Genomic DNA, 4,648 nt, shown 5'->3' with positions numbered 1-4,648 from the left:
CTGCGCGTGCAGGTCACGAGCCGCGGCGGCGGCGAGCCGGTGAAGATCGACCGGCGCTGGGAACTGGCGGTGCGCCCGGCCTGGCCGGGCGAGCGGCGCGTGCAGCTGGAGCGCCTGGCGCCCGGCGCGAATCTCGCGCTGGGTGCCGAGCTCGCCGCCGGCCTGATGCCGGCCACGGTGGAGGCCTCGCTGGCCGTGTCGAGCCAGGCCCCGCTCAATTTGCGCGAGGCGGTGCAGGGCCTGCTCGGCTATCCCTACGGCTGCGCCGAGCAGACCGTGAGCGGCGCCTTCCCGCTGATCTACGTGGACGAGGCCAAGGCCGCGAGTCTCGGCCTCGAGCCGCTGGCTACCGACGAGCGCAAGAAGCGCATCGAGTACGCCTTCGGCAAGCTGGCCGGGCTGCAGGTCGCCAGCGGCGGCTTCGCGGTATGGCCGGGCAATGCCGAGGATCCCTGGATCACGCCCTATGTGACCGACTTCCTGCTGCAGGCGCGCGACCAGGGTTACGCCGTGCCGGAAGACATGCTCAAGCGCGCGCTCGACCGGTTGCTGCAGCGCCTGCAGTCCGGCAGCGATCTCACGGAAGGGCGCTGGTCGCAGTCGCCGGCGCACCTGGGCTTCGCGTCCAAGGCCTATGCCGCCTATGTGCTGGCGCGCGTCCAGCGTGCGCCGCTCGGCACTCTGCGCACACTGTACGAGAACCACCGCAGCCGCAGCGAAAGCGGCCTGCCGCTGGTGCAGCTGGGCCTGGCGCTGGCGCTGCAGGGCGACCGCGACACCGGCCGCGCCGCGGTGGCGGAAGGCCTGGCGAAAACCTATCCAGCGGACAGATACCTCGGCGACTACGGCAGCGCGCTGCGCGACGACGCGCTGATGCTGGCGCTGCTCACGCGCCATGCCGATGCGCTCGGCGCGGCGCCGTCGCCGGACGCGCTGGTGCTGCGCCTGGCCGACGCGCAGCGCGGCCGCCGCTGGCTGAGCACGCAGGAGCGCTTCGCCGTGTTCCTCGCCGGCGAGGCGCTGGACGCCGCGCAGCCGCGACCCTGGCAGGCGGAACTGGTCGTGGCTGGCGCGCGCGAAAGCCTGAAGATCGAGCGCCGCCTGGTGCGCGGCTTCGACCTCGCCGCGCTGCGCGGCGGCGTGCGTCTTGCGCCCAAAGCGGATTTCCCGCTCTATGCCATGACCGACGTGACCGGCTATGCGACCCAGCCGCCCAAGCCGCGCGACGACGTTATCAAGATCCGGCGCGGCTACTACGGCATGGACGGCAAGGCGCTCGGCAACCGGCCGCTCAAGGCCGGGGAAATGGTCCTGGTGTACCTCGAGCTCGACAGCGGCACGGCGCGCATCGAGGACGCGCTGGTCACCGACCTGGTGCCGGCGGGACTGGAGGTCGAGAACCTCAACCTCAGCGACGGCGAGACCCTGCAGAACGTGCTCATCGAGGGCGTGGACCCGGCGCAGGCCATGAACGCCTGGCCGATCAAGTACCAGGAGTATCGCGGCGACCGCTATGTCGCCGCCCTCAGCCTGTACGGCTATGGCGGCGTGCGCCGGCTGTACTACCTCGCGCGCGTGGTGACGCCCGGCACGTTCCGCGTGCCGCCGCCCTTCGTCGAGGACATGTACCGGCCGGAAATCTTCGGCATCGGCGAGGCGCCGGCGATGCTGGAGGTCAGGGAGTAGCTGGCGATGTCCCCCTCCTCCTTACCCCCTCCCCCTCGATGGGGGAGGGTAGGGGTGGGGGTGCTGGCGACCGCCCTGCTGCTCGTTCTCACCGCCCTGTTATTCGACCGCCTGTTTCCGCTGCCCCTCACCCAGCGCCCCTTCAGCGCCGTGGTCACGGCCGCGGATGGCACGCCGCTGCGCGCCTTCGCGGACGAGCAGGGTGTGTGGCGTTACCCGGTGACGCTGGCCGAGGTGTCGCCGCGTTACCTCGAGGCGCTGCTGACTTACGAAGACCGCTGGTTCTACCGCCATCCGGGGGTGAACCCCTTCGCGCTGGCGCGCGCCGGCTGGCAATGGCTGCGACACGGCGAGGTGGTGTCCGGCGGCTCGACGATCAGCATGCAGGTGGCGCGCATCCTCGACCGCCATTCGCGCAGCGTCGGCGGCAAGCTGTGGCAGATGCTGCGCGCGCTGCAGCTCGAAGCGCATCTATCCAAGGACGAGATCCTCACGCTGTACCTGAACCTTGCGCCCTTCGGCGGCCCGCTCGAGGGCGTGCAGGCGGCGAGCTATGCCTACCTCGGCAAGCCGGCGAAGGAGCTGTCGCATGCCGAGGCCGCGCTGCTCGCCGTGCTGCCGCAGTCGCCCTCGCGCCTGCGTCCCGACCGGCATCCCGACAGGGCACGCGCGGCGCGCGACAAGGTGATCGCGCGCCTGCAGCACTTCGGCGTGTGGGACGCGAAAACCGCGGCGCTGGCGCGGCAGGAAGTGGTGGTGAGCCTGTACCGCCCGCAGCCGCTCCTGGCGCCGCTGCTGGCGCAGCGGCTCAAAGAACCCGCGCTCGCCGCCGGCGTGTTGCGAACGACAATCCACCCGGCCTTGCAGAGCGCGATCGAGGCTCGGCTTGCCGAGCGCCTGGCGCAGCTGCCCGAGGGCGGTTCGGCCGCGGTGCTGGTGGTCGAGAATGCCGATCTTGCCGTGCGCGCCTATCTGGGTTCGGCCGATTTCCAGGACGAGGCCCGTTTCGGCCACGTGGACATGGTGCGCGCGCAGCGTTCGCCCGGCTCCACGCTCAAGCCCTTTCTGTACGGCTTTGCGCTGGATGACGGCCTGATCCATTCCGAGAGCCTGCTGGTGGATGCGCCGCAATCCTTCGCCGGCTACCGGCCGGGCAATTTCAGCGGCGGCTTTCTGGGGCCGGTGAGCGCCACGGAGGCCTTGCAGCGCTCGCTCAACGTGCCGGCGGTGGATCTGCTCGACCGGTTGACGCCAGCGCGCTTCGCTGCGCGCCTGCGCAATGCCGGCCTGCGCCTGCACTACGCAGGCAAGCCGAATCTGGCGCTGATTCTCGGCGGCGCCGCGACTACGCTGGAGGAGTTGGTCGGCGCCTACAGCGCGCTGGCGCGCGACGGCGTGGCCGCCCTGCCGCGCTATACGCCCGCAGCGCCGCTGCGCGAACGGCGGCTGCTGTCGCCGGGCGCGGCCTGGATCGTGCGCGCCATGCTCGAATCGAACCTGCGGCCGGACCTGCCGACCCAGTCGGTCAACTGGGCCGGCCGGCGCGTGGCCTGGAAGACCGGCACCAGCTACGGCTTCCGCGACGCCTGGGCGATCGGCGTCACCGACCGCTACACGGTCGGCGTATGGCTCGGCCGGCCGGACGGCACACCGATGCCCGGCCACTACGGCGCGGTCACCGCGCTGCCGCTGCTGCTGGAGATCGTGGACGGTCTGCCGCAGGTGGCGGCCGACCCCGCCGTGCGCCGTGCGCCACGGCCGGCTTCGGTCAGCGAGGTCGAGATCTGCTGGCCGCTCGGCCTCGCGCCCGATCCCCGGCACCCCGAGCATTGCCACCTGCGCCGCACGGCCTATGTCCTGAACGGCGTGCTGCCGCCGACGCTGCCGGATCGCGCCGAGCGGAGCTGGGCCGGCGGGCTGGTGCGTTACTGGATCAACCCGAAGAACGGCCGCCGCGTGGATGCGGACTGCGCGGTACCGCAACGCGTGGCGCGTACGCTGGCGCGCTGGCCCGCGGTGGTCGAGCCCTGGCTGCCGCGCGAGCTGCGGCGCAGAAGCAGTCTGCCGCCGCCCGATCCGGCCTGCGGCCGCGTCACCGCCGGTGTTCCGGACACGCTGCACATCGCCGGCCTGCCGCCGCACAGCGTCGTACGGCGTGCCGGCAGCCGCCGCGTGTCGGCGGCCGCACCGCCGCCGGCGCTGACCCTGAGCACGGTCGGCGGCCGCGGCCGGCTGTACTGGCTGGTGAACGGAGAGTTGGTGGCCCAGACCGCGCCGCGCCAGGGCTTCGTGCATCGCTTCGAGGCGCGTGGCGCCTACGAGATCACGGTGCTGGACGAGTCGGGCGCCTGGGACCGGGTGGCGGTGACGGTCGTCGACTGAGGAGCGCTGCGACAGTTCTCCACAGCCCGCAACCGCCGGACGCGGCGCCTGCCTGCCCATTCTGCTGCTGGCAGGCGCGGCTGCGGCCTGAACAGCGGTCGGGCGCAGGGTCGGCGCAGAGCCCATCCACCACTTGCCCACAGCCTGTCCCCGGCCCTCGCCACCCCCGGTTCACAGCCTGGGCACAGGTCTTGCACCTGAACCACAATATCTAGGCTTGACGGACCGGGAAAACCCCCCTATATAGTGTTTTAGAGCTGTTCATAACGAACCTGTTTCACCTGCGACAAGGGGAGACCTCCACCCATGCAAACCGCCGCCGGCGCCATTGCCACCGATATTTCCGAGAACAAGAACCTGCCGCGCGCCGGCTTGGCCAGTGAACCCAGTACCGCCGAGATGGTCGCTACGGCCCCGGGCGGCTTCAAGGTCATCCGCCGCAACGGCAAGGTCACACCCTTCGACGCCAGCAAGATCGAGCTGGCCCTGACCAAGGCCTTCCTGGCCGTGGAGGGCAGCAATGCCGCCGCCAGCACGCGCATCCACCAGACGGTGAAGTCGCTGACCGCGCAAGTGGTGC

The 4,648-nt window shown here is 71.3% G+C and carries 3 protein-coding genes; all 3 read left to right on the top strand.

Going from position 1 to position 4,648, the window contains the following annotated elements; all coding sequences use genetic code 11:
• Positions 1 to 1,686, top strand: a 1,686-nt coding sequence (locus tag VNJ47_10975) for a hypothetical protein (protein HXG29352.1), incomplete at its 5' end; no start/stop codon positions are given.
• 60 nt (positions 1,687 to 1,746) lie between these two features.
• A complete protein-coding gene (gene pbpC / locus VNJ47_10970) occupies positions 1,747 to 4,068 on the top strand; it encodes a penicillin-binding protein 1C (protein ID HXG29351.1) in 2,322 nt (773 codons plus the stop codon).
• 306 nt (positions 4,069 to 4,374) lie between these two features.
• Positions 4,375 to 4,648, top strand: a 274-nt coding sequence (locus tag VNJ47_10965) for an ATP cone domain-containing protein (GenBank protein ID HXG29350.1), incomplete at its 3' end; no start/stop codon positions are given.

Source organism: Nevskiales bacterium, assembly GCA_035574475.1.
GTDB lineage: Bacteria > Pseudomonadota > Gammaproteobacteria > Nevskiales > DATLYR01 > DATLYR01.
Note: the sequence above shows the minus strand (reverse complement) of the source record. Positions and strands in the feature narration are given on the sequence as shown.